This window comes from Achromobacter sp. MYb9, from assembly GCF_002975275.1.
Classification (GTDB): Bacteria; Pseudomonadota; Gammaproteobacteria; order Burkholderiales; family Burkholderiaceae_B; genus Achromobacter.
Map to the genome: position 1 here is coordinate 69,456 of NZ_PCOQ01000010.1, position 22,076 is coordinate 91,531.

Sequence of the window (22,076 nt, forward strand, 5' to 3'; positions counted from 1 at the left end):
TCTAACCCGTCAAGCGCGGAAAGACGTGGACCAGCGCCAGCGCCACCAGGCCCTGCGCCGTGGTGTAGCGCCACATCATCATCGTGGTGTCGAAAGCCGCGCGCCGAGTGGCGGTGAGCCGGCCGGCCAGCGAGCGCGCCACGGTAAACACCCCCATCACGCCTGCCAGCGCTGCAAAGGCGGCCTGCAGGCCGGCCACCGCGTAGACCGCCGCCGCATAGGCTGACACCTGGGGCCGCAGCCCGGATTGCCAGTGCGAGAGGATCTCCACCGCCGCCGATGCGCCCACCAATACGATGGCCGCCGACAGGCTCGCCCGCAAGAAGGTTTGCCTGGCTTGCGCCAGGCGGCGTCCGGCACCCTCCACCAACGCGACCGCGCCCAGCAGCAAACCGGCGGACAACATCGGCCAGGCTGCCGAGGGCAGTCCGCCAGGTTGCGGCCATGCATCAGGATGGACGGTCCACAGGAACAGGTAGCCGAACATCATTGACCCGAAAATGCTGGTGCAGACGATGATCAGCAGGACCATGGCCCACGACGCATGGGACGCACTACCCGAGCACATCATGGGGACGCGCAGGCCGCTACCGATGTACACCGGCGGGTGGTCCGGCCCCGTGTCGGCGTCCCACAGCCAGCGCCACAACGCGGCCAGCGCCAGCACGCCGAACGCGGCGGCAAGCGCAAACAGTTTGAAGGTCAGTAGCAGGAAGAAACCGGCCGTGCCCAGCGCGGCAAGCAGCGGCGACCATGCCGGTCCGGGAAGCACCAGCACGTAGTCGGGACGGGCGTCGAGCGCGGTGGTCACCAGCGTCGATCGCAGTCCGCCCGGCGCGTGGGGCAGGAAATGGCCGCCGGCTTCCACTTCTTGCTCCAGGCCGGGCTGCGCCCACAAGGGCTCGCGGCTGGTCACGGCGGGTACGCTGCGCAGGCCGTGGGTTCCACTGGGCAGCCATTCCAACGTGCCGGCTCGCCAGATGTTGCCGGCGTTCTGATTGACGTCGGGCCTGAAGTTGCGCGCCACGTCGACGAGAAACACCAGGACCCCGGCGGCAATCAGGTAGGCGCCCACGGTAGACAGCATGTTCAGTGGCCCCAGCCCCTGGCTTTCCGCGTAGGTGTAGACCCGGCGTGGCATGCCAGCCAGGCCGGTGAAGTGCATCGGGAAGAAGGCCACGTTGAAACCGATGAACATCAGCCAGAACGCCCAACGCCCCAGTCGTTCCGACAAGGCCCGCGCGCTGACGAATGGCATCCAGTAGTAGAACGCCGCGAACAGCGGAAACACCATGCCCCCGAACAGCACGTAGTGCAGGTGGGCCACGATGAAATAGGTGTCGTGCGCCTGGAGGTCGAAAGGAATGACGGCGACCATGACGCCGGTGAGTCCGCCGATGACGAACACGAAGAAAAAGCCCAGGATGAACAGCATGGGGGTTTTCAGTGGCCGCAGCCGCTCGGCCGCGGCGATCGTGGCAATCCAGGCGAATATCTGGATCGCGGTCGGCACCGAAACCGCCATGCTTGCGGCCGACGCGAAACTGAGCGAGAGCCGTGGGATGCCCGTGGCGAACATGTGATGCACCCACAGGCCAAAACTGAGAAAACCGGTCGAGACCACCGCGAGCACCACCAGGCGATATCCGACCAGGGGCGTGCCCGTCATGGCCGGAATGATCATCGACACCATGCCGGCCGCCGGCAGGAAAATGATGTAGACCTCGGGATGCCCGAAAAACCAGAAAAGGTGTTGCCACAGCAACGGGTCGCCGCCACGGTCGGCAATGAAGAACGGCATGTCGAAGGCGCGTTCCAGCTCCAGCAGCGCGGTGGCCACGATGACGGCCGGAAACGCAATGATCACCATGCCGCAGAACACCAGCATCACCCATGCGAACACGGGCATCTTCTCCAGTGTCATGCCCGGTGCGCGCGTGCGCAGGATGCCGACGGCAAGCTCGATCGCGCCGGCGATCGCCGATATCTCGATGAACCCGATGCCCAGCAGCCACAGATCCGCATTCATCGCCGGCGAATAGCGGGTGCTGGTCAGTGGCGGATACATGAACCAGCCGCCGTCGGGCGCCAGGCCCACGAAGATGCTGCAAAAAAAGACCAGGCCGCCGATCGCGTAGGCCCAATAGGCATAGGCCGACAGCCGTGGGAACGGCAAGTCGCGCGCGCCCAGCATATTGGGCAATAGCAGCACGGCCACCGCTTCGACCGCCGGCACGGCAAAGAGAAACATCATGACCGTGCCGTGCATGGTGAACAGCTGGTTGTAGAGCGTATGTCCGATCAAATCACTGTCCGGCATCGCCAGCTGCGTGCGCATCATCAAGGCCAAAATGCCGGCCAGCAAGAAAAACAGCAACGCGGTGCCGATATAGAGCAGGCCGATGGAGGTGTTGTTGACGACCGTGATGGCGCGGAATCCCGTGGGGCGCCGCCAGGCAAGCTGAAGCTGCTTGAACTCGCCATCGGGGCGCGGGAGCGGATTCGGAAGCGGAGGGGGCGCGGGTGTCTCGGTGGTCACTTCAGGCTTTCCAGATAGCGGGCCACGGCCCGCAGGTCTTCGCCGGGCCATTGGTCAAAGGCCGGCATGGCGTTGCCCGGTTTGATATGTTGCCCGCCGGCGATCCACCCGGCCAGCGCGCCCACGTTATTGGGCAGCACGCCGGCCGCCAGCGATGGACGGCCGCCCAGATGGGTCAGGTCGGGCCCCATCGTTCCCGTGGCGGGCGTTCCCCGCACGGCATGGCACTGCGCGCAGGCTTGTTGGAACAGTTGTTCGCCGTGCCGAAGTTCCGGTCCCGCCAACCGGGCCGGTTGGCGTTGCTGCCGCAGCCATTCGTCAAACTGCGCCGGCGCCAGCACCTGCACGTCGAACCGCATCTGGGCGTGCTGCGCCCCGCAGTACTCGGCGCATTGCCCCCGGAAGACGCCGGGCGCGCTCGCCATCACGCGCAGGCGGTTCACGCGGCCGGGCATCATGTCGAGCTTCCCTGCCAGCTCGGGGATCCAGAAACTGTGGATCACATTGTCGGACCGCAGCAGGAATTCCACCGTCTGTCCGGCGGGCAGGCGCACATCGTTCGCGGTTTCGAAAAGCAGCGTGCCGGAACGGTCCAGGTAGCGGACGCGCCACCACCATAGTTCTCCGGTGACTTCAATGCGCACCGCGGCCATTCCGCTGCTGCGCGCGGCCAGTGGGCCGGGGCCCAGCACCCAGAGCAAAAGCGCCGTCAGCGCCAGGACGGGAAAGGCGACGCCGGCTGCCACGATCAGCGCGGGGTTGGCCAACGCCCGGCGCACGCGTTCCGGCCCGTGCATGGCCAGCGCCATGACCAGGGCCACCATGAGGAAGATGCCGGCGCCGCCGATGTAAAGCACCGTGCTGATCTGATCGATGCGGCCAATGTCGTCCCCGTCCGCCGGCGCGCCGTGCCGGGGTTGCGCCCAGGCTGCGGTGGACATCGTGGCGGCAAGCACCAGGGGGAGGAGAGACGGCATGTACGTTTCTGCGGGAATTCCGGCGTAGGGCAGGCCGGGGATTGGACTGCGGCCGCCGCGCGTCAGCATGTGGCGTGCCCACGTTCCCACCCGCCCGGGGTGGAACGAAAATTGCGGGTCGCGGGGGTATTCACGGAGGACCCTTTGCGCCGGATCGACCGACCCATCCGCCTGTTGCTGATTTTCGCTGCGTCGGTCATGACGGGGGCGTGCGGAGAGAGTCGTCCGCCGCTTTCGCCTCCCGCCCTGGCGGCCGGGAAGGGCCTGGATGCCGACCCGGCGCGAGGGCGTCGGCTGATCGCCGAGCGCGGATGCGTGGCCTGCCACACCGTCACGGGGGTGAGGGGGCCAGCGTCCAACGTGGGGCCGCCGCTGCACGAGCTGTGGCGGCAAGCCTATCTGGCAGGCGTCTTGCCCAACACCTCGGACGATCTTGTGCGCTGGCTGCTGGACCCGCCCGCCATCAATCCCCGCACCGCCATGCCCGCAACGGGCTTGCAGAAGGCCGACGCCGAGGATATTGCCGCCTTTCTGTTGTCGCCTGACGGCGCACGCGGGAGGGCGCCATGATCAGGGCGGCGCGCATCGCGGTGTTGGCCGTTGCGACCGCGGGCGCTCTCGCCGGACTGGCGGGCGGCGCGGTGGTCTACTTCGGCTGGTATGACGTCAGCGCAACGTCCCCCCACACGATGGCGGTGCATCATCTGATCGATACCGCGATGGCGCGCTCGGTAAAAGCGCGCGCGGCCGATGTGCAAGCGCCCGATCTGAACGGCGAGGCGCGTATCCAGAATGGGGCCCGCCTATACCGTACGCACTGCGTGCAATGCCACGGCGCCCCGGGGATTGCGCCGCAACCTTACGCGCTGGGTTTGAATCCGGCGCCGGCCGCGCTGGTCGCGACCGCCCGGACGCGCCCGGCCGCCGAGATATTCTGGATTACCCAGCAGGGGATCAAGATGACCGGCATGCCCGCCTGGCAGTATCGCTTGACGGACGACCAGATCTGGGATGTGGTGGCCTTCCTGCGCGTGCTTCCCTTGCTGTCCCCGGCGGACTACCGGGATCGCGATGACGGCCTGCCGCCTGCCGAGCCGACGCCCGTGGCGCCCGGGTCGCTGCGTATCGGAGACGCCGCGGCAGGCAAAAAGGCCCTGCAACAATATCTGTGCGTGACGTGCCATGCCATCCCCGGCGTGACCGGCGCCTGGAACCATGTCGGGCCATCTTTGGCCGGCATGGCCGACCGTCCGTATATCGCTGGCGTGATGGTCAATACGCCAGAGAACCTGCAACGGTGGCTGCGCGAGCCCGGCGCCGTCAAAGCGGGGACGGCCATGCCGGACGTCGGGGTGTCCGAGCAGGACGCGCGCGACATCGCGCAGTTCCTGAACACGCTGTCCGACGATCACCGCTGAAGGCCGCGCGGCAGGGCCCTTTTCAGGGCAGGCCCCTTGGGCCACCGCCTCGGCGTCATTCGAAGTCGCCCGCCCCCAGTTGGATGGCCCCGTCCGCCGGGACCCATTGGGCGCGGTGCACCGCCTCCTGGATCGCCTGCGCGCCGCTTTCGAACGCCCGCAGCAGTTCCGCGCCCGTCTCGTTCGCTGCGCCGAAGCGGCGGCGCAGCACGTCGCCCGAGATCTCGAATTGGCGGGTCACGCCGGCGGTCTCCAACTGGAAGACCACGGCATCGCCGCGTGCCTGCGCTTGCGTGGCTTTCGTGAATTTCATGGCTATTCCTCCTTTTCAGCGGCCGGGCCGGAGCATCCGTCCCCAGCCTTCTTTCTCGCCTTGCGCAGCAAACTATGTGCCGCACCCGCTTTCCTTGCCCTTTGCGCCGCAAAGTAAAAACGGCAGGGCAGGTATTTTTTACTCCCGGCGGCATCGGGTCCCGTCTGGTGGCCGCGCAGGCGCAATGCCTGCGCGGGCGTCGACGCGGGAGGGCGAATGGTGGAACGCGGCATGCTGCATCGGCGATTCGCCGTGCTCGCGGGAAAGCCAGCCTACCCAGCCCGCACGCTAAAGACCCACATCCCTTCCCAAAAAAATGCCCCGCTTCCAAGAACGGGGCCAATCCACGGATAGAGCATCGGCGCCGCAGCGGCGGAGGGGGGAGACAGCCATGCTGGATCGGGCACGACGGTTTGCCGCTGCGGCGCCCCGATCTCCGCACGTTCCGTGCCCGCCCCCGATTCCTATTTCGGCCTGGGGGCGCGTATGTGGCGGTCCGGAGTCGCCAGTTCGCCTTGCCGCAATCTGGGCAGGCATGCGGCCATGGCCCGCGCGACATTGCGCACTTCCTGTTGCACCGCCTCGTCGCGGTCGAGTTCGTCGTGGCTGGTGGCGTAGGGTTGGTAGTACCCAATGTACCGGTCCAGTTGGGACGTCGTGCTGGCGTCCACCAGCCCCATCCAGTCCAGCCAGTCGGCCAGCGCGCGCCGCTGCGCTTCGATGCCGGCGACGTCGCCGTGCACCACCAGGCCATAGGCGCGGCCTGCCAGGTGTTTGGGATAGGGCCATCCGGCCAGTTCGACCTGCTTGGCCTTCAGCGGGTCTTTCCCACCGGTCAACGTGGGGTCGGGATTGCCGCCGTCGGCGCATACCAGCCGGTCGATCATCAGCTTCAAGGGGCTGGGCGACTGGTACCAGTAGGTAGGGGCCACCACGATCACCCCATGGGCCGACACCCATTGCTCATAGATGCCGTTCATGGCGTCGTTGACCTGCCCCAGCGCATGGTTGGGATAGCAACTGCACGGCCAATGGCACAGGGGCATCGCCGTCGAAACGCAGCCCTTGCACGGATGGATCTGATATTGGTATTCGGAAACCAGGCGACTCAAATCCAGTTCGTCCGTCTGCACGGCGGCAGCCCGCAGTTCGTTCAGGACGATGCGCGCCAGCCGCCAGCTCTTGGAGATTTCGCCCGGACAGGTGCCGTCGTTGCGCGACGCGCCAATAATCACCAGCACGCGCGAGGGCGTGTCCGCGTCCTGCTGGACTTTCGCGGCGCGCTCAAGCGCGTCGCGCGCTTGCTTCCATTGCACCGAAAGGTCATAACCCGGGTCGGCGTAGCCCGGCCCGGCCTTGACGGTGACCGGCGCCTTGCGGCCTTCCTGGTATGCCTCCCAGGCGATCGCTTCAAGCCGTTCCAACGCAGGGCGCTCGCCCTGGAAGGCAGGATCGTAAAAGCGCTGCATGAAGCGCGCCCGGAATGTCTCACGGGTAAGCGGGCCGGCATATTGCCCTTTGCGGACCATCGGCACGGGGTCGGTCATCTGGCGTCTCCAATTAGAGCGCCCGCCGTTCAGCAAGCCGCATGCCCCGCCTCTGGGTATGTTCCTTGCTGCCTGTTCATCGCGTCGCGATCCTTCGGCGCGAAACCGGGAGTCTCCAATGAAACTGAGCCTGAAACCACTACGCGACCAAGTCATCGTCATCACCGGCGCCGGCAGCGGCATTGGCGCCGCCACGGCAAGGATGGCGGGCGAGCGCGGCGCCAAAGTCGTCCTGGCCGGGCGCCAGGAAGAAGCCCTGGCGCGCATCGTCGAGGAGGTCATTCGCGGGGGCGGCGCGGCCGTCAGCGTGGTGGCGGACGTGGGGATAGAAGCAGACCATCAGCGGATACTGGACCACGCGATACAAAGCTATGGCCGCGTTGACACATGGGTCAACAATGCGGGGGTCTCGATATACGGCAGCCTGGAACAGGTGCCGATCGAAGACCAGCGAAAGCTGTTCGACACGGACTATTGGGGCGTGGTTTACGGATCGCTGACCGCGGTGCGCCACATGAAGCAATCGGGCGGCGCCTTGATCAATGTGGGCAGCGAAGTGTCGGATCGCGCCATACCCTTGCAAGGCACGTATTCGGCGGCCAAGCATGCCGTGAAGGGCTTCACCGACGCGCTGCGGATGGAGTTGAAGGAAGAGAAAGCACCGATATCGGTCACGCTGATCAAGCCTGCGTCGGTTGCCACCGGCTTCACCGTCCATGCGCGTAATTACATGGACGTCGAACCCGATCTGCCGCCTCCCGTGTATGCCGCCGAAACGGTCGCGGATGCCATTCTGCATGCCGCCCAACACCCCACCCGAGACCTCTTCGTAGGGTCCGCCTCACGCGCCATTGCAACGCTTGGCCAGAACGTTCCGTCGCTGGCCGATCGGATGTCGGGCTGGCTATACCGGCACCAGCGGGGCGAGGCGCCCGCGGCAGGGGGATCGGACTCGCTCTACACGGCCGGTGGGGAACATTCCGCCGTGCAGCGCCGCGGACGCAGGCATAGCGTCTATACGCAGATGGTGACGCACCCCCGGTCGTCGTTGGCCACGACCGCCATATTGAGCGGAGCCGTGCTGTGGGCGCTAAGCCGGCGCGGGCGGTGACGCTGCGGCGTCGATCACGGCGATGGGGGCCGCAGCCAGGCCGAGCATCCGCCCGGCGCCGTGGCGCCGCTGACATACAGCGCGCCCGCGCCATACAGGGCGCGTAGCGACACGGACGAGGCGTCGGCCAGCACCCAGACGCCACCCGTTGCAATAGGCCAAACAACGCCAGCCAAGCCAACTCCCACGGCAAGGGGTCAGGCACGTCCATGCGCAGCCGGTGGATGCCAGTGAGCCAGTGCGACAGCACGGCGTCGACCACGTGCCATATGCCAAATCCCAGCAGGAAGTGCCAGCAAGGTTTTTCGTGAAGGCTGCGACGCGCCGCGCGAGCGGTACAAGCTCCATAATCCTGCGCCGGCCACCGCATACATCAGCGCGTGGAAAACGCCATCGGCCACGACTTGCACCCGCAGGTCGGCAAGCGTCGCGGCGCTCAGGCCGGAAAGAAGGTGATGCCATTGCAAAATCTGATGCAGCAAAATGCCGTCAAAGAAGCCGCCCATGCCGAACCCCAACAGGTAGCCCGCCCACGGACGGCGGCGTGGCAAGGCGACGGCAGCGCGGGCGTGCAGGGCATCGGTCATTTCGGGCTCGGGCCAGCACGTTTTGGCAATACGGAAGGCGTGTCGTCCGCAGGTTTGAAGGCGTCTGCTTCGGTGTCGCGCTCAGGCGCCGGGGGGGCGTTCATGTCCTGCTCCGGTGGTTCGGGGGTAACGATCGAAACCGTCTCGTTCGGGTATTCGGCGCGGGCGGCTTCAACCGCGGCCTCGCTGCTGGGATACGCGCGGGGATCCTGCACGACGCCCAGCATCGCAAGCCGCCGAAAGCTCCACATGCCGTCGGCGCGCTGAAACGCTTCCACGATCATTTTGTTGGCCGCCGGTCAGACGGCGCAGGCCGCGTGTCATTCGAACCGGGCAGCGTGCCGCTTCGGGCCTCGGCTTCTTCCTGGGCCTCGGCCCGGTCAAAGCCTGCCCCTTCGTGGCTTTTCGCCGCCGAGGGATGGTCGATGTCGGGAACCCGTTCGGCCTCCCCGGAGCGAGACGACGGTCGCAAGGCGCCCGCGTTCACATCCGGCTGATCAGGGATGGACTTGCGCGATTGATCGGTTGGTGGCTGGGGCATGGGGATCTCCTGGCGTGCTTCGGGGTGCCGGACACCGAGCAATTCGCGTTCCCGTCGCGTCACGGGAACCCGCGCCGCCACGGTGCCGTCGCTGGCACGGTGCTTGCTGCGCGGCGGTCCCGCCCGCTACCCAGGAGCGATCAAAAGTGACCTCAATCCGTGAACCCCGGTATGGCCTGTGCGTGCACCCGGTACAGGCAATATTTCTGGCAGGGATGCTTCCCTTGTTCATCGGCGCAGCCGTCGCCGACGCCGCCTATGCGAAGTCGTTCGACATCCAGTGGAATAACTTCGCCTCGTGGCTGCTGGTGGGCGGCCTGCTGTTTGGCGGCATTGCGCTGGTGTTCGCCATCATCGACCTGTTCCGAGCGAGTCAGCGAACGCGCCGGACCCTCCCGTATGTCCTGGCGTTGCTGGCGGCGTGGATCGTGGGCATTTTCAACGCGCTGATCCATGCGCGCGACGCGTGGGCAAGCATGCCTGCTGGGTTGGTCCTGTCGATCATCGTCGTGGTGCTTTCCTGCGCCGCAATATGGCTTGGTTTTCGCACCCCGCACATCAGAGGCGCCGTATGAAACACATCCGATGGATCGCCACCGTGTCGCTGACCGCCGTGACGGGCGTAAGCGCCGGCCAAACCGGGCCCTCGCAGGTCGGCCCCTCGCCCGATCTGCCCACGCCCAAAACGGGACTGCTTCCCGAGATGGTGATCGCGAAGCCGGCCGAGTGGGGCGACAAGGCCCCGACAGTGCCAGACGGGTACACGATTACCGCCATCGCCACGGGCCTGAAGATTCCCCGGCAGACGCTGGTATTGCCCAATGGCGACATCCTGGTCGCGGAAGGCAAGGGCGGCAATGCCCCCCAGCTGAAACCCAAGGACGTGATTGCGGGCATGATCAAGGCCAAAGGCACCAGCCCGGTAAAGGGCGGCAACCGTCTGACGCTGCTGCGAGATGCCGAAGGCGACGGCACCTACGAGGCATCGACGTTCGCCGAAAACCTCAATGCGCCGTATGGTCTGGCATTGGTGGGCGATGATCTTTATGTGGCCAACCAGGACGCCGTGGTGCGATTCGACTATCAGCCGGGGCAGACCAAGGCGGGCGGCCCGCCTGAAACCGTGGCGCCGCTGCCATCGGAAGTCAACCACCACTGGACCAAGGCCATGACCGCCAGCGCCGATGGCCAATATCTGTATGTGGGTATCGGCTCCAACAGCAACATCACGGAACGCGGCATGGCGGTGGAAGCCGACCGAGCCCGCATCTGGCGCATCAACGCCCGCACCGGCGAATCCAAGGCGTACGCCACGGGGCTGCGCAATCCCACCGCCCTGACTATCCAACCCGATACTGGCCAATTGTGGGCGGTCGTGAATGAACGCGATGAGCTTGGCCCTGACCTGGTTCCCGACTATCTGACGGCCGTCCAGGAAGGCGCGTTCTATGGCTGGCCGTACAGCTATTGGGGCCAAAACATCGATGACCGGGTCCGGCCGCAAGACCCCAAAAAAGTCGCTGCTGCGATCAAGCCCGATTACAGCCTGGGGGCGCACGTCGCGGCGTTGGGCGTGGATTTTTCGACGGAGACCATGGGGGGAGCGTTTGCCAACGGGGTCTTTGTTGGCGAACACGGCAGCTGGAACCGCAGCGATCCGGTCGGCTACAAGGTGGTCTTTGTTCCGTTCCGGGAAGGCCGGCCGTCGGGTCCGCCCGTCGATTTCGTGGGTGGGTTCCGCGATAGCAATGGCACGACGCGCGGCCGCCCGGTAGGCGTGACGGTCGATCCCAAGGGCGCCCTGATCGTTGCCGACGACCTATCGAACACGATTTGGCGCATCACGCCGACGCGGCCGGCGCAGATAAAACAGCCGGTCGCGGCGGCGCAGGACGCCGTCGCCGTTCAGCCGGCGCCCGCCAGATAGCCTGCGCAAACCAGACGCCACTGACGGCGCGTTTGTGGGTAGCGGGAATCGTAGGTAGCGGGAATCAGGACGGTTTGAAGACCATCAGCCAGAAGATCGCCAGAAAGGCGCCCAACGCCGGAAAGCCCAGCACGAACCACAGCGTGAAGTACCGCTTGAAGGCCGGCGACAGCGGCAGCCCGGCGAGCGCCGACGCCTGGGCGTCGTCGCGCATGAGCATTTGAAGCCTGACAACCGGCAGCCAGCATGCGATGGCGATGGCATACAGCACAAGCGACCCCATCAACCAGGGTGTCGAAAATGGAATCTGCATCAGGCGCGCCAGATACCAGCCGGTGAGCGGCTGCGCAATGGCAGTGGTTGCCGTGAACAGCCAATCGGCCAACACCACGACACGGGCAACTTGCGCCACCACTTTTACGTCGCGTCGCAGGACGACGCACAGCAGATAGAAGGCAGATCCGATTCCCGTCCCGAAAAGCAGGGTCGACGACAAGATGTGCAGCAGCTTTACCCAAAGGTACTCCATCAATGCCTCCGGTCCTCGTGCAGGTAAAACAACAGCAATACGGCCAGCATGGGCAGGTTTTTGGAGATGGGTCCGAACGGGTGCAGCCATTGCTCGGACAAACGCCAGGTGATGATCCCGGTATAGGCAAGTATCAACGCCATCTGTGCAAGCCATAACCACCGCACTGACCGTCCGCGCCACACGACGGTCAGTATTCCAAATAGAAGGTCCAGGCCAGCGGCCCCGTATAGCGCAAACGTTGCATAGGCTGCCGGAACGCCGCTGCGTTGCAGCAGCGCCAAACTGTCCGGTATGGGGTACAAGCCCAGCGATACGATGGCGGTCCAGAGCCACACGGCGGCGACGCTCGCCCGCAGTAGCGGCAACAGGTTGTCCAATGTTGCGGCCGCCCGATATGCGTGGCGCTCGCGCTGGGCGACAAAGCGCCGCGGCGGGCGTGGGGCGCCGCCCAGCAGCACGGAAAATGCCGTGGCGTCGCCGGTATTTCCGCGCTCGAGCATGGACAGGCTTTCCGGTCCAATCAGGCTTCCCGGTAGTGCGTCGGCCACGCGGGCGGCCAAGCGGGCGCATGCGCCGGGAACCGCGACGATGCGCTGGCGCGCGCAATAGCCCAGCCCCGTCCGCAGCGTGGCAAGGTAGTCCCGAAGGGGCAGCGCGTCGGGCCCGCAAAAGGCAATGGTCACGGCATCCTGGGTGGGCCGGCCGAGCAGTGCCCGGACGCCTGCGACCACGTCGGCAATGTGTACGGGCTGAACGCGTTGCGTGCCGCCGCCGGGCAGCGGCAGCAGCGGCCAGGCCGCCAGACGGTTGAACAGCGCGGCGCTTGCGCCGCCAGCGCCATAGACAAGAGACGGCTGAACGATGAAGGCCGGTATCCCCTGCGCGCGGAGCCCGTCGTCCGCGGCGCGCTTGCTGGTATGAAATGCGGATTGCGCATTCCGGTCCGCACCCAACGCTGAAAACTGGATCACCAATGCGCGCCGCTGGCGGGCCGCCTTGAACAGCGCCAGGGGAACGGTTTCATGGATGCGCTGGAAACTTTGCCCGCGTTCCTCGCGAAATATGCCGACCGTGTTAATGACCACGTCGACGCCATCCAGCAGCGGCAACCAATCCTCGGGACGCACGCAGGACGCGAAGTCCACAGGCACGAATATTGCTCTGGCATCGTCCGACGCGTCGTGCGGGGCGGCACGTACCGGGCAGACAAGCCGATGGTGGTCGGAAAGTAGTGCCTCGGCAAGATGGCCGCCGATAAAGCCTCGCGCACCGGTCAACAGGATTTTCACGCCAGGATCTCCATCCCGCCCCTGCATGGTCGGCGCGGATGGCGAGGGTCAGCAAAATCCATACCCATGCGCAACCTTGTAGAGGGAGACGTGACATGAGGGCGTGGCGCAAGGCATTTCTTGCCGGTCTACGTAGCGGCGCTGCCGCCAGCTTGCTGTCGACCGCGATGTTGCTGGCTGTCGGCAGGAAAGAGACCGGCTGGTTATTCGCGCCGACCAATGCGACCAGCCAATGGGTATGGGGCGAGAAGGCGCTTCGGGCGCATCGCCTGACATGGCGCCATACCGCCACCGGCTACCTGATCCATCATGCGGCGTCGGTATTCTGGGCGACGCTGCATGCGCGCGCCGTCGCCGAGTCATCGGCGCCGGTCACGCGCTCGCGGGCGTTGACTGAAGGGCTGGTCACGGCTGCGGTGGCGTGCTTCGTCGATTACCAATTGACGCCTCGGCGGCTGACGCCCGGTTTCGAACACAGATTGTCTCGGCGGGCCATGTGTTGCGTGTATGCCGCGTTTGGTCTGGGCATCGCGATCATGGCCTATACGCGTCCGTCCGGCAGGCAAGGAAGGGACGCGATCTCGCCGGAAAAAGCGGACAAGAGGTCATCAATCGCCGGCGCTTCGGGCCGCGGTTCATCCCGGTTCATGCGTTAGGCCGGCCCTTTGCATGCCGACGTTGGCGTTCAGGGTCGGAATCCTCTATGTCGGGGTCTTCGGACATACAGGCGCACAGCCGGTCCAGTTCCCGGCTGACTTCGTTCCATACCCAGCGGATCAATTCGACGGTTTCCCGCTCGGCGCCATCGTAGGATCCCTCGCGTGATGTCCTGTCAAGAACGTTATTAAACCGGCTAAGCGGTTCGGCGGTTCGGCAAGGCATAGGCTTGACATGCTTGTTGCGCAACGCGACCGCCAGATCCGAGAGTTGTTGCCTGGCCGCCACCGCAACGCGATAGAGGGTGGGGCCGATCCGCTGGCGAACATTCTCCGTCAACGCGAGTCCACTGGCGCGCTCAAGCAGGGGTACGGTGCGCCATAGTCCGTCAACGCGGTCGTGCAGTCGATACGCCGCGACGTCCCAGCTTGCGTTGCGCAGCGGAAAAGCGCGGGATTGCGAGGCCATATCGCTGGCGCGCCATCTTGCCCGTTGCAGCGCAGGCCGATCCATCGAAGAGGAAAGGGCGCGGCCTTCGTTCAATTCCGAGGCCCATTCGACCAGCAGTTCACCATAAATTTCAATTGAAATTGCCGTATTGACGCGCATGCTGTGACGCGCCGACAGCGGCAGCAGACAAACGGCGGAAAGCATGCCGGCAACCGATCCGATGATGATGGCTACCGCTTTCTGGTAGGCGCCCACCAGGAGGTTGTCACCCGGGGTCACCGTCAATATGGTTACCGTGACAAGGCTGTAGCTCAACGTGGGATGCCGCAGGGAGAGATAGGCGGCGGTCGTTACGCCAACCGCGATGCTCCAGAGCGCGGGCAGATCGGCGGTCTGGGCAAGCAGGACCAACCCCACGCCGAGTGCAACGCCCAGCATCGCGCCGGCGATCCGCGCGACCGCCTCGCTGATCGTGCCTTCCACGCTGGCACGTACAACGAAGAGCGCCGAGAACGTGCCCCATGCCACCTCGGGGATATGCAGCCACGTCATGAAGCCGTATGCGATAAGCACTGCGGCGACCGTCTGGGCGGGAAGGCGGAATCCATCCCGATTCGCGACCATGCGCCAACCGGCGGCATGCTTCTGCAGGCGATGAACGGCGGTTCTCAAATTTGCACCCGGTCCCCAAGCCGTCCCAAATCAGGATTCGCGGCCAGATTGCCGGCACTTGATTACGCTGACATCGCCATCCGGCTCCATGTAGGCCCGGCTGACTTCACTGATCTTGGCAACCCCCTTCAGGCGCAATTGGCTCATGAGTTCTTCTTCGGTCAGATACTCGCGCCGAAGGTTCCTTTTGGAGATCACGCCATTGCGGACAAGGCAAACTCTGTTGGCTTCCAGCAGGCGGCCGATCGGCTCGACGAAGTAGCTGACGCGATCCACCAGCACCGTCCACCCGACGATGGTGGATACCAGGACGAGGCCGTCGACGATCGACTTGTACTCGCCCGCCATGGCGTTTTGGGCGGCGTCGGCAATAAGCACCAGAACAAGCATGTCCGCAACGCCCAGCGATCCAATATCACGTCTTCCTGCCACGCGAAGCAGCGCGAAGATGAACCAATAGACGATCGAGCCGCGGATGAAAATCTCTATTGGCGAGATCGAAAACGTGAACATCCCCGACCAGTCCGGTGTCATGGCAACTCCTTTCAGTCTATCCAGCGATGAGGGATCCGCGCGGCAGGATCCCCCGCCGGCCTGGCTGGCGCAGGGGACACCGCATGCGGGCGTGGGGTTACTCGGAATCGCGGTCCTTTTGTTTCGGCTCGCGGCCATAGGCGTCTTTGCCGCGCGGAGCCTGGGAACCGCCAGCCGGGTAGCCGGAATTCGTGTTCGGGTCGCGGTTGACTTCGCCTTCGGGCGGACCCTCGGCGGTGGGTTGCCCCGTGAATCCGCGGGCGGCGCGATCGGCGTGCTGCGGGGCAGCGGGAGGGCGGCGATTCGATGTGGAGTCGTTCATGTCGGCACCATTGCGTTTGCCCGTTTATCGCGGGGCAGGAGCTTCGACATCAGCAAATGTCATGCCTGGACCAGGGTGCGGCCGGTTCAGGCGTGTGCAAGTCGGCACGCCGCATGCTGCTCGACGACCGGGCCTTGCCGCAAGAGGCCAAACGGAGCTGAAAGATGAAAACGCAGAATTCTTCTTGTACAAGTCTGGCCCGGCTTGTAGCTGCGCGCGATGCGTGATCACGAACGACGGGTCTATCTGTTTGTCGGCGATGCGCTTGAGGAGATCGTCGGTCCAGCGGCGGACGTGGGTTTGTCCCCTGCGCCAGGTCAATCCCTTGTTCATCGACGCGCCAAACGGGATCTTGTCGATCATCCCGCCGTACACGCCGGGAATCGACAGCGTTTCCCCCGGATGGCAGACATAATCATTTCGCGCAGAACATGCGGCCGATCTGTTTCCGATGTCGCCGGATTTCATTCCGGGCATGAATCCATCGAAAAGATGCAGGTCCGAACCACATATGGCTCAGGCGCGGACCTTGATGATGGCGTCGCGCGGGTCTTCCAGAATGGGGTCGGGAACGGTGTCGTAGCGCACATCGTGCTTGCCGTGCCAGCAAAGTGCTTTCATGAGAATCCCCTAAAAACGGCGTTCGCGTGGTTGCGATCGCGTCAGGCGGCCACGCAACTATCGTGCCGCGTCCGGCACGGTGGGGCACGGCGTCCAAGCGCGGCGGGTACGCAACTTGCTATGTGCGGTGCGTTCCAATCCCAAGGGTGTACATGTACAGACCCGGAAAATCTAAAACGGCCGATGAAAAGGCCGTCGCGGTATCTCCGCCCGTCAAGCGCATGGGCGCGCTCTCGCGGTTCTTCGATCACTTCGCGGCGCAAGTCACCAACTGGGCGGGCTCACCCGTCGCGTTCGGATGCGCGGTGCTGGCGGTAGGCGGTTGGGCCGCGACCGGCCCGGCGTTTGGATACTCGGAAACGTGGCAACTCGTCATCAACACCGGCACCACGATCATTACGTTCCTGATGGTATTTTTGATTCAACAAAGTCAAAACAAGAACAGCCGTGCCCTCCACTTGAAGTTGGACGAGTTGCTGATCGCGTTGAAGGGGGCCGACGAGGCGTTCGTGGATGCAGAGCAACTGGATGAAGATAAGCTGCGCGCGCTGGCCACGGCCTGCACGGCGCGCGCGCATAAGCTGGCACGACGCTCGCGCAAAGAAGGGCGGAAGGGGGCCAGGCAACGCACGGCACGCCGTGCCCCCACCCGGTCCTGAATTACTTGGCCTTTCCCGCGCGCGCCGCTTCGGCGTTTGTCTGTTGCAACGCAAGCATGCTCAGCTTTTCGTCTGTCGCCTTTTCTTCGGCTAGCGTTTCCTTCAGCAGCGTCAACGCCTGCGTTTCGCCCAACTGCTTGGCGAAGGTGCAAAGCGTTCCGTAGCTGGCAATTTCGTAATGCTCGACTTTCTGCGCTGCGGCGATTAGCGCCGCATCGCATACGGGCCCCTTTTCCACTTCGTCGATAACGTCGTTGCCCTCTTCGACCAGGCCTTCCATGGCCGCGCACTTAATGCGCTTGAGACGGAATTGCGCGGCTTCGACGATTTTGTCGATGCGCTCCACCTGCCCCCGTGTTTCCTCCAGATGAACGGTGAACGCCCACCGCGGATGGCGGTCTACGCGGGCTCACAACGCCGCTTCGGCAAGGCTGGCGATGAACGCCTTGGCGGCGTCCGGCATGATGCGTCCCGCCAGCGTCTGCACTTCAAAGTGACGCTCGTTCATTTCGCGGTCGCGTAGCGGCACCGCGACGATCCTGCCCCATCGCAGGCGGTGGCGGATCGCCAGTTCGCCGCAGAAGGCAACGCCGCCGCCGGCGCTGGCGAAGCCGACCAGCGCGTCGATGCTGCGGCTGGTGAAGGCCGGCTCGCAATGTAGCTGCTGGCGGCTGCAGCTGATGTCGATCAGTTGGCGTAGCGTGGAATCGGGGCTGGGCAAGGCCAGCGGGTAGGCGATCAACTGAGGCAGTGCCACGTCGCGCCGGCCCGCCAGCGGATGGTCGGCGGCCAGTATCGCGCGGACCGGCGCGGGCACGCGGACTTCCACCCGGATGTCCCGCTGCGACGTCAGGCTGAGCGTGACGCCGATGTCGGCCGAGCCGTCGCGGATCCGCTGGGGAATCTCTTGTTGCGAACACACGTCCAGCGAAAACCGGATGCCCGAAAATTGCTGTCGGAATTGGGCGATGGCGGCGGGCACGAATTCCGACGCATAGCCTTCCGTGCTGGCGATGCGCACATGGCCCTGCCGCAAGCCGCGCAGCGCCTGGATATCGCCGGCCACGCGCTCCACGTCCTGTTGCATCCGTTTGGCGTGCGCCGCCAGCAGTTCGCCAGCGGCGTTAGGGGTCATGCCCCGGGCCTGTCGTTCGAACAACAGCGTATCCAGCTCGCGCTCCATCCGGGCGATCTGGCGGCTTACGGCTGACGGGGCCACGTCCAGCCGGGCCGCCGCCGCGCTGACCGAGCCGGTGCGCACGACTTCCAAAAAGTAGCGTAGCGAGATTTCCTGCAGGACTTGAGGATTCATGGTGGCGTACAGGTTTGCGGAAAGCGCAAAGCAGAATTCTATCCGTTGATATTGCTGCAAAGCTATCCCGAACCCTAGGATGTGGCATTCCCTGCGCCAATGGTGGGTACCACAGCCATGTTTCAATCCAACGATCCTTCCCTGTCCCCCGTTCTTGAATCGTTGCGGGGCGCGCGGCCGCTGCTATGGACGACGCCGGCCTCGATGGCCGCCGCTCCGTCCTCGGGCGCGCCGTTCTCGATGGATCAGGTGCTGTCCGCGCAGGAGCGCTTTGCGCGATTCGCGCCATTGCTGGCCGAGCTGTTTCCCGAACTTGCCGCGACGGCGGGCGTGATCGAATCGCCGCTATTGCCGGCCGCCGGCATGCAGGCGGCCATCGCCTTGCCGCCCGAGATGGGCCGCTTGTGGATTAAGGCCGACCATGCGCTGCCGGTGGCAGGCTCGATCAAGGCGCGGGGCGGCTTGCATGAGGTGCTTGAATTTGCGGAATCGCTGGCGATAGGGCAGGGCTTGCTGCGCCAGGGGGACGACTACCGCAAGCTGGCGGGAGCCGCGGCGCGCACCTGCTTTGGCCGGTATCAGGTGGCAGTCGGGTCCACGGGAAATCTGGGCCTGTCCATCGGCGTGATCGCCTCGGCGCTGGGATTCCGGTCGGCGGTGCATATGTCGGCCGATGCCAAGGCCTGGAAGAAAGCGCGGCTGCGCGCGCGCGGGGTGGATGTTGTAGAGCACGCGGGCGACTACGAAAAGGCCGTGGCGGCAGGGCGTGCGCAGGTCGAAGCCGACCCTTGCGGCTACTTCGTGGACGACGAACGTTCCGCCTCGTTGTTCCTGGGCTATGCAGCTGCGGCGCTGCACCTGCGTGCCCAACTGGCGCAGGCCGGCGTGCGCGTGGATGCCGAGCACCCGCTTTTCGTCTACCTGCCATGCGGCGTGGGCGGCGCGCCCGGCGGCATCGCGTTCGGCCTGACCCAGCTTTATGGTCCGCACGTCCATTGTTTCTTTGCAGAGCCCGTGCAGTCACCTTGTTTTCTGGCGCGCATGATGGCCGGCTGCGGGCAATTGCCCGGCCTGCCGGTGCCGCCGTCGGTGTACGACCTGGGGCTGACCAACCAGACGGAGGCCGACGGCCTGGCAGTGCCCTGCGCGTCCGAATTGGCCTATGCGGCGGTGGGCGCCCACCTGCGCGGCGTGGTCACGGTGGAAGACGACACCCTGTACGCCGATCTGGCGCGTTTGCACGACAGCGAAGGCTTACGCATCGAGCCATCCGCCGCCGCAGGTTTCAGCGGGCCCCGTCACCTTTGCGGCAGCGTCGCCGGCCAGGCGTGGTTGCGCACGCAGGGACTGCAGGCGCACCTGCCTCGCGCCACTCATTTGGCCTGGACCACGGGCGGGCTGTTCGTGCCCGACGAAGAATATGACCGATTCCTGAGCCGCGGGCGCCCGCTTGCGGCCGGTTCCTAGGCGCCGCCAGACGCGCCGCACTTTCCACCTATCTCATCGAGCACAGCCATGAACACTTCGCTTCTTGCAGTCAGTCTCGCCTTTGCCAGCGTCATGGGCGCCGTTGCGCCCGCAGCGGCGCAGGACGCTTACCCCAGCCGTCCGTTGACGATGGTCGTGCCCTTTCCACCCGGCGGCGCCACCGATGTGCTGGGGCGCGTGGTCGCGCAGAAACTTGGGCAGGAGTTGGGACGCACGGTGGTAGTGGAAAACCGCGCCGGCGCGGGCACCGTGATCGGCGCCAGCTTCGTGGCAAAGGCTGCGCCTGACGGCTACACGCTGCTGGTCAGTTCCGGCACGACCTTCACGGTGAATCCGGCCATCCAGAAGAACCTGCCGTATGACCCGGTAAAGAGTTTCGAGCCCATCGGCATCGTGGGCCGCACGGGCCTGGCGCTGCTGGCCAACCCCAAGGTGCCGGTCAAGGACCTGAAGGAGTTCGTCGCCTATGTGAAGGATCACGCCCAGGAACAGCCGCCATACGGCTCGTTCGGCACCGGCACCACCGCGCATTTCGTGGGCGAAGCCTTCATGGCGGCGGCGAAGCTGAAGATGACGCACGTGCCCTACAAGGGCAGCGCCCCTGCGATGACGGACCTGATCGGCGGCCAGATTCCGTTCTCGGTCGACACCGTGGCCGCGGCGCTGCCGCAAAGCAAGCAGGGCAAGGTGCGGGTCCTGGCGATTTCCAGCCCCGCGCGCTCGGCCTTTTTCCCGGATGTGCCCACGTTCGCGGAACAGGGCTATCCCTCGGTGGCGATGGACACGTGGCTGATGGTGGCCGCGCCGCGCGGCTTGCCCGCCAATGTGAAAAGCCGGCTGGAGCAGGCGCTGCGCGCCACGGTTGAATCGCCCGAAGTGAAAAAGAGCCTGGAGGCCCAGGGTTTCGAGGCGGCCTTTGCCAGCGCCGCCGACGGCGAGGCGCTGATTCAGCGGGAATTGCCGGTGATGAAAGACGTCGCGCAACGCGCGAACATCAAGATCGATTGAGAAGGAGCGCGACGATGACATTGGACGACACCCTGGTCTCCCTGACCGCCGTGGAGCTGCGGCGCATGATAGGCGCGCGGCAGCTTTCCCCGGTGGAGTTGCTGGAGGCGTGCATCGCGCGTATCGAAGCGGTCAATCCCTACGTGAATGCCGTTACCGCCAGGGCCTATGAGCGTGCCAGGGCCGAGGCGCGCGCCGCCGAACGCGCCGTGATGGCGGGCGAGCCGCTGGGCCTGTTGCATGGCCTGCCAATGGGCGTGAAGGACCTGGAACCTACCGCCGGGGTGCTGACGACCTACGGCTCGGCGCTGTATCGCGGCTATGTGCCCGACGAGGATGTCGAACTGGTGGCCCGCCTGCGGCGCGCCGGCGCCATCGTCGCCGCCAAGACCAACGTGCCGGAGATGGGCGCAGGGGCCAATTCACGCAATACGGTGTGGGGCGCGACGGGCAACCCGTTCAACCCCAACCTGAACGCGGGTGGCTCGTCCGGGGGATCCGCGGCCGCGCTGGCCTGCGACATGCTGCCCGTAAGCACCGGATCGGACACCGGCGGTTCGCTGCGCATCCCCGCATCCAAGTGCGGTGTGGTGGGATTCCGGCCGTCGCCGGGCATCGTTCCCAGCGTGCGCAAGCTGCTGGGCTGGACGCCGATCTCCGTGGTCGGGCCGATGGGGCGCACGGTGGCGGACGCCTGCCTGCAGATGGCCGCGTCGGCCGGCCCGCACGCTGGCGATCCGCTCAGCTATCCGCTCGATCCGCTGCAGTTCCTGCATCCGGGCGTGGCCGACCTGGGTTCGCTGCGCGTGGCCTACACCGAAGACTTCGGCTGCTGCGCCGTCGATGACGGTATCCGCGCCGTGTTCAGGAAGAAGATCGCCGCCATGGGGCATCTGTTCGCGGCGTGCGATCCGATCGAGCTGGACCTGGGCGACGCCCACCGCTGTTTTGACGTGCTGCGGGCCGAGGCCTTCGTCGCCGGCATGCGCGATGCCTACGAAAAGGACCCCGCAAGCCTCGGGCCCAACACCCGCGCCAACTTCGAAATGGGCGCGGCCATGAGCCTGAAGGACTGCGCCTGGGCGCAGTCCGAGCAGACCCGCCTGATCAAGCGCTTCCAGCGGGCCTATGACGACTACGACCTGATTCTGTCGCCCACCACGCCGGTCTCGCCATTTCCCTGGACGCAGTTGTATGCCGACACCATCAACGGCGTCGCGCAGGAGAACTACTACCGTTGGCTGGCGCTGACGTACGTCATCACGCTGACGACGCATCCGGCCTTGACGCTGCCTTGTGGGCGCGACGACCAGGGCATGCCGTTTGGCCTGCAAATCGTGGGGCGCTTCCGGGGCGACCGAGAGGTGCTGGAGGCCGCCCAGGCAATGGAGCTGGCCTTTGCCGGCCAGGAGGCCCTGCGGCGTCCGCGCCCGGACCTGGCCGCGCTACGCACGGCGGAACCCGCCTTGACGTCAATCGTGACGACCCCGCCGCAATTGCAAGGCCAGGGTCAGTCTGGGGAGGTGTCGGCCGTATAGCGGCCCGGTCGAAGACGATCGGCGCGGAACGCCG

The 22,076-nt window shown here is 65.5% G+C and carries 23 protein-coding genes and 3 pseudogenes; 10 read left to right on the forward strand and 16 right to left on the reverse strand.

Annotated elements, in window-relative coordinates; translation table 11 throughout:
• Window position 1: 1 nt before the first annotated feature.
• Both CQ050_RS16235 and CQ050_RS16240 read right to left on the reverse strand, forming a co-directional pair.
• The gene (locus CQ050_RS16235) at window positions 2-2,590 is read right to left on the reverse strand and encodes a cbb3-type cytochrome c oxidase subunit I (protein ID WP_105557863.1); all 2,589 of its coding nucleotides are present in this window, start codon (window positions 2,588-2,590) and stop codon (window positions 2-4) included.
• Window positions 2,536-3,516, reverse strand: a complete 981-nt coding sequence (locus tag CQ050_RS16240) for a c-type cytochrome (RefSeq protein ID WP_105557962.1) — start codon at window positions 3,514-3,516, stop codon at window positions 2,536-2,538. The genes CQ050_RS16235 and CQ050_RS16240 overlap by 55 nt, the downstream gene beginning before the upstream one ends.
• Window positions 3,517-3,660: 144 nt before the next feature.
• Here CQ050_RS16240 and CQ050_RS16245 point away from each other — a divergent pair, with 144 nt between their 5' ends.
• Both CQ050_RS16245 and CQ050_RS16250 read left to right on the forward strand, forming a co-directional pair.
• Window positions 3,661-4,086, forward strand: a complete 426-nt coding sequence (locus CQ050_RS16245; protein WP_233214101.1) for a cytochrome c family protein — start codon at window positions 3,661-3,663, stop codon at window positions 4,084-4,086.
• Window positions 4,083-4,934, forward strand: coding sequence for a c-type cytochrome (locus CQ050_RS16250; RefSeq protein WP_105557864.1), 852 nt, complete (start codon window positions 4,083-4,085; stop codon window positions 4,932-4,934). Before CQ050_RS16245 ends, CQ050_RS16250 begins: the two co-directional genes overlap by 4 nt.
• 55 nt (window positions 4,935-4,989) lie before the next feature.
• On the opposite strand, the gene CQ050_RS16255 is transcribed toward CQ050_RS16250, so the two are convergent.
• Entirely contained in the window at window positions 4,990-5,247 is a 258-nt protein-coding gene (locus tag CQ050_RS16255) for a DUF1488 family protein (RefSeq protein WP_105557865.1), read from the reverse strand.
• A gap of 464 nt (window positions 5,248-5,711) precedes the next feature.
• The gene (locus CQ050_RS16260) at window positions 5,712-6,794 is read right to left on the reverse strand and encodes a flavodoxin family protein (protein ID WP_105557866.1); all 1,083 of its coding nucleotides are present in this window, start codon (window positions 6,792-6,794) and stop codon (window positions 5,712-5,714) included.
• Between the two features lie 118 nt (window positions 6,795-6,912).
• Here CQ050_RS16260 and CQ050_RS16265 point away from each other — a divergent pair, with 118 nt between their 5' ends.
• A complete protein-coding gene (locus CQ050_RS16265) occupies window positions 6,913-7,905 on the forward strand; it encodes an SDR family oxidoreductase (protein ID WP_105557867.1) in 993 nt (330 codons plus the stop codon).
• Window positions 7,906-7,919: 14 nt separating this feature from the next.
• Here CQ050_RS16265 and CQ050_RS31125 read toward each other — a convergent pair whose 3' ends face one another.
• From CQ050_RS31125 to CQ050_RS30725, 4 genes and pseudogenes are all read right to left on the reverse strand, one after another.
• The gene (locus CQ050_RS31125) at window positions 7,920-8,081 is read right to left on the reverse strand and encodes a hypothetical protein (protein ID WP_233214103.1); all 162 of its coding nucleotides are present in this window, start codon (window positions 8,079-8,081) and stop codon (window positions 7,920-7,922) included.
• A 44-nt stretch (window positions 8,082-8,125) separates the two neighbouring features.
• Window positions 8,126-8,492 (reverse strand): annotated as a pseudogene (locus tag CQ050_RS31130) (DUF2243 domain-containing protein); the annotation flags it as partial.
• The gene (locus CQ050_RS16275; protein WP_105557868.1) at window positions 8,489-8,776 is read right to left on the reverse strand and encodes a hypothetical protein; all 288 of its coding nucleotides are present in this window, start codon (window positions 8,774-8,776) and stop codon (window positions 8,489-8,491) included. The pseudogene CQ050_RS31130 and the gene CQ050_RS16275, both read right to left, overlap by 4 nt.
• Window positions 8,773-9,033 carry a hypothetical protein gene (locus tag CQ050_RS30725; protein WP_146121038.1) on the reverse strand — a complete coding sequence of 87 codons (261 nt, stop codon included), beginning with the start codon at window positions 9,031-9,033 and terminating at the stop codon, window positions 8,773-8,775. The genes CQ050_RS16275 and CQ050_RS30725 overlap by 4 nt, the downstream gene beginning before the upstream one ends.
• 146 nt (window positions 9,034-9,179) lie before the next feature.
• On the opposite strand from CQ050_RS30725, the gene CQ050_RS16280 reads away from it, so the two are divergent.
• Entirely contained in the window at window positions 9,180-9,608 is a 429-nt protein-coding gene (locus CQ050_RS16280; protein WP_105557869.1) for a DUF2231 domain-containing protein, read from the forward strand.
• Window positions 9,605-10,960 carry a sorbosone dehydrogenase family protein gene (locus CQ050_RS16285; RefSeq protein ID WP_105557870.1) on the forward strand — a complete coding sequence of 452 codons (1,356 nt, stop codon included), beginning with the start codon at window positions 9,605-9,607 and terminating at the stop codon, window positions 10,958-10,960. The genes CQ050_RS16280 and CQ050_RS16285 overlap by 4 nt, the downstream gene beginning before the upstream one ends.
• Window positions 10,961-11,024: 64 nt before the next feature.
• Here the strand turns inward: CQ050_RS16285 and CQ050_RS16290 are convergent, their stop codons facing one another.
• Both CQ050_RS16290 and CQ050_RS16295 read right to left on the reverse strand, forming a co-directional pair.
• Window positions 11,025-11,489, reverse strand: a complete 465-nt coding sequence (locus CQ050_RS16290) for a DUF2269 domain-containing protein (protein ID WP_105557871.1) — start codon at window positions 11,487-11,489, stop codon at window positions 11,025-11,027.
• Window positions 11,489-12,781: an SDR family oxidoreductase gene (locus CQ050_RS16295; protein ID WP_105557872.1), complete on the reverse strand. Its 1,293-nt coding sequence runs from the start codon at window positions 12,779-12,781 to the stop codon at window positions 11,489-11,491. The genes CQ050_RS16290 and CQ050_RS16295 overlap by 1 nt, the downstream gene beginning before the upstream one ends.
• A 152-nt stretch (window positions 12,782-12,933) precedes the next feature.
• Here CQ050_RS16295 and CQ050_RS16300 point away from each other — a divergent pair, with 152 nt between their 5' ends.
• A complete protein-coding gene (locus CQ050_RS16300; protein WP_199196838.1) occupies window positions 12,934-13,437 on the forward strand; it encodes a hypothetical protein in 504 nt (167 codons plus the stop codon).
• Here the strand turns inward: CQ050_RS16300 and CQ050_RS16305 are convergent.
• The 4 genes and pseudogenes from CQ050_RS16305 to CQ050_RS31330 all read right to left on the reverse strand — a co-directional run.
• On the reverse strand, window positions 13,427-14,560 hold the full coding sequence (locus CQ050_RS16305; protein ID WP_233214105.1) for an aromatic acid exporter family protein: 1,134 nt from the start codon (window positions 14,558-14,560) through the stop codon (window positions 13,427-13,429). The two genes, CQ050_RS16300 and CQ050_RS16305, sit on opposite strands and share 11 nt — an antisense overlap.
• A gap of 30 nt (window positions 14,561-14,590) precedes the next feature.
• Entirely contained in the window at window positions 14,591-15,094 is a 504-nt protein-coding gene (locus CQ050_RS16310; protein ID WP_105557874.1) for a DUF421 domain-containing protein, read from the reverse strand.
• 97 nt (window positions 15,095-15,191) lie between these two features.
• Window positions 15,192-15,416 (reverse strand): hypothetical protein, encoded by a 225-nt coding sequence (locus tag CQ050_RS16315; protein WP_105557875.1) that lies wholly within the window; start codon window positions 15,414-15,416, stop codon window positions 15,192-15,194.
• A 183-nt stretch (window positions 15,417-15,599) separates the two neighbouring features.
• Window positions 15,600-15,865 (reverse strand): annotated as a pseudogene (locus CQ050_RS31330) (glutathione-dependent formaldehyde dehydrogenase); the annotation flags it as partial.
• A 393-nt stretch (window positions 15,866-16,258) separates the two neighbouring features.
• Between CQ050_RS31330 and CQ050_RS16325 the strand changes: the two are divergent.
• On the forward strand, window positions 16,259-16,696 hold the full coding sequence (locus CQ050_RS16325; RefSeq protein WP_105557876.1) for a low affinity iron permease family protein: 438 nt from the start codon (window positions 16,259-16,261) through the stop codon (window positions 16,694-16,696).
• A 1-nt stretch (window position 16,697) separates the two neighbouring features.
• Here CQ050_RS16325 and CQ050_RS16330 read toward each other — a convergent pair.
• Window positions 16,698-17,078 (reverse strand): annotated as a pseudogene (locus CQ050_RS16330) (ferritin-like domain-containing protein); the annotation flags it as partial.
• A gap of 27 nt (window positions 17,079-17,105) precedes the next feature.
• On the reverse strand, window positions 17,106-18,008 hold the full coding sequence (locus CQ050_RS16335) for a LysR family transcriptional regulator (RefSeq protein WP_105557964.1): 903 nt from the start codon (window positions 18,006-18,008) through the stop codon (window positions 17,106-17,108).
• A 117-nt stretch (window positions 18,009-18,125) separates the two neighbouring features.
• Between CQ050_RS16335 and CQ050_RS16340 the strand changes: the two genes are divergently transcribed.
• From CQ050_RS16340 to CQ050_RS16350, 3 genes are read left to right on the forward strand one after another with little or no spacing between them, the layout of a single operon-like run.
• The gene (locus CQ050_RS16340; protein ID WP_105557878.1) at window positions 18,126-19,475 is read left to right on the forward strand and encodes a D-serine ammonia-lyase; all 1,350 of its coding nucleotides are present in this window, start codon (window positions 18,126-18,128) and stop codon (window positions 19,473-19,475) included.
• Window positions 19,476-19,523: 48 nt separating this feature from the next.
• Window positions 19,524-20,504 carry a tripartite tricarboxylate transporter substrate binding protein gene (locus CQ050_RS16345; protein ID WP_105557879.1) on the forward strand — a complete coding sequence of 327 codons (981 nt, stop codon included), beginning with the start codon at window positions 19,524-19,526 and terminating at the stop codon, window positions 20,502-20,504.
• A 14-nt stretch (window positions 20,505-20,518) separates the two neighbouring features.
• Window positions 20,519-22,042, forward strand: a complete 1,524-nt coding sequence (locus CQ050_RS16350) for an amidase (protein ID WP_105557880.1) — start codon at window positions 20,519-20,521, stop codon at window positions 22,040-22,042.
• Window positions 22,043-22,076 lie beyond the last annotated feature (34 nt).